The 1,958-nt window shown below is 70.5% G+C and carries 1 protein-coding gene and 1 pseudogene; both read right to left on the bottom strand.

Going from position 1 to position 1,958, the window contains the following annotated elements; translation table 11 throughout:
- Window positions 1-430 (bottom strand): annotated as a pseudogene (locus tag DBR36_RS18555) (FadR/GntR family transcriptional regulator); the annotation flags it as partial.
- A 75-nt stretch (window positions 431-505) separates the two neighbouring features.
- The gene (locus tag DBR36_RS14705; protein WP_108320516.1) at window positions 506-1,939 is read right to left on the bottom strand and encodes a GntP family transporter; all 1,434 of its coding nucleotides are present in this window, start codon (window positions 1,937-1,939) and stop codon (window positions 506-508) included.
- Window positions 1,940-1,958: the final 19 nt, after the last annotated feature.

The raw sequence follows: 1,958 nt of genomic DNA, 5'->3' as shown, positions 1-1,958 counted from the left end.
CGAACGCGTCGAGGTCGTCGGCGGCGTGAGCGGCGGTCATCGCGTCGAGGTCGGCGGCGATGGCATCCACCTCTTCTTCGGTGGCGCGCTCGGCGGCCAGAGCGGCGGCACCCGTCTCGAAGATGCGGCGCAGCTCGATCAGCTGCTCGGCGGCCTGCGCGTCCCCCGTCGCCGAGGTGGCGGCGAGCACGGCGGCCAGCGACGTCCACCGCGCGACGGGTTGGACGAACGAGCCGCGGCCGCTCTCGACCCGCACCACCCCGCGGGCCTGCAGGGTCTTGATGGCCTCGCGGACCGTCACCCGGCTCACGTCGAAGCGCTCGCCCAGCTCGGGTTCGCTGGGGAGAGCATGATCGGCGGTCAGGCGCCGCGCGACGATGTCGTCGAAGAGACCGTCGACGACCTCGTCGACGCGTGAACGTCTCGCCATGGTATCCCCCTTCCGCTCCAACCTAATCGCCGGGCCGGGGAGCACGTGTCCCCGACCCGGCGTGTGACCGGCGCGTCAGCCAGCGAGAGCGAACACCGCCCACGTGAGCAGGAAGCCCGCGACGCCCAGGACGGTGGTGAGCACGGTCCAGGTGCGCAGACCGTCGGCGACCGTGAGGCCCAGGTAGCGCGTCACGATCCAGAACCCGGCGTCCGTGACCATCGACAGTCCCAGCGAACCGAAACCGACCGCGACGGCGACGGCGGCGATCTGCAGCGGCGTGTACCCCGCCTCGGCGACGCCCGCCGACAACAGGCTCGCCGTCGTGACGATCGCGACGGTCGCCGAGCCCTGAGCAGCGCGCAGAGCGAGCGTGATGAGGAACGCGGCGCCCAGCAGCGGCACGCCGAGCGAGTCCAGAGTGAGCGACAGGGCGGTGCCGATACCCGAGGCCTGCAGGACGGCGCCGAAGACGCCGCCGCCCGCGACGACGAGCAGGATCGACGCGATCGGGGGCATGGAGCTCTCGAACACCTCCTGCGTGCGGGCGAGGCCCCAGCGGCGACGCACGGGCAGCGCGAAGAACGCCACGATCACCGCGACCAGCAGCGCGAACGCGGGAGTGCCCACGAAGGTCGCGATGCCCCGGCCCGTGGAACCGGTGGGCAGGCTCAGCGAGAGCACCGTGCCGACGAGGATCTGCACGATGGGCAGGGCGATCAGGCCCACGACCAGGCCCGTGCTCGGGGGTGCCATCACGGTGCCGTCGGCGCGGCGGGATTCGATCACGGTGGTGGTCTTGCCGAACTCGGCCATCTGCTCGGCGACGCGCGGAGCGAGAGCGTACTCGGTGCGGTTCATGATGCGCGCGACCCAGAAGCACAGCACGCCCAGGACGGCGCAGATCGGCAGCGCGATCGCGGTGATCAGGCCCAGGTCGGCGCCGAACACTCCCGCGCCCGCGACGATCCCGGGGTGCGGGGGCACGGCGACGTGCACCGAAAGCATCAGGCCGAACATCGGCAGACCGAAGACGATCGGCTTCACACCGGCGATCTTGCTGAAGGCGTAGAGGATCGGGACGAGCACGATCACGCCGACCTCGAAGAACACCGGGATGGCCACGACGAAGGCGACGATGGTGAGGGCGACGGCGACGCGCTTCGGTCCGAGGCGGTCGGTGAAGCTCTCCGCGAGGTGCTGGACGCCTCCCGACACCTCGATCAGGCGACCGAGGATCGCGCCGAGGGCGATGATGATGAGCACCTTGCCCATGGTCGAACCGACCCCGTTTGCGACGAGGGTGAACACGTCGCCCGCTGGGATCTGCGCCGACAGGGCGACGGCGACGCTCGTGATCAGCAATGCCACGAAGGCGTGGATTTTGAACAGGATGATCAGCACGAGTAGCAGGGCGATGCCCGCGGCCGCGATGGCCAGGAGCGCGCCGGTGCCGAATTCCACGGCGGGGGCGATGGGCGGCGTGTCGGCCGTGAGGATGGGAAGCATGACGGGATCTCCTTCGATC

Source organism: Microbacterium sp. HMWF026 (assembly GCF_003061325.1).
GTDB classification, from domain to species: domain Bacteria; phylum Actinomycetota; class Actinomycetes; order Actinomycetales; family Microbacteriaceae; genus Microbacterium; species Microbacterium testaceum_E.
The sequence above is the reverse complement of the archived record's forward strand: the minus strand, read 5'-3'. Positions and strand labels throughout refer to the sequence as shown.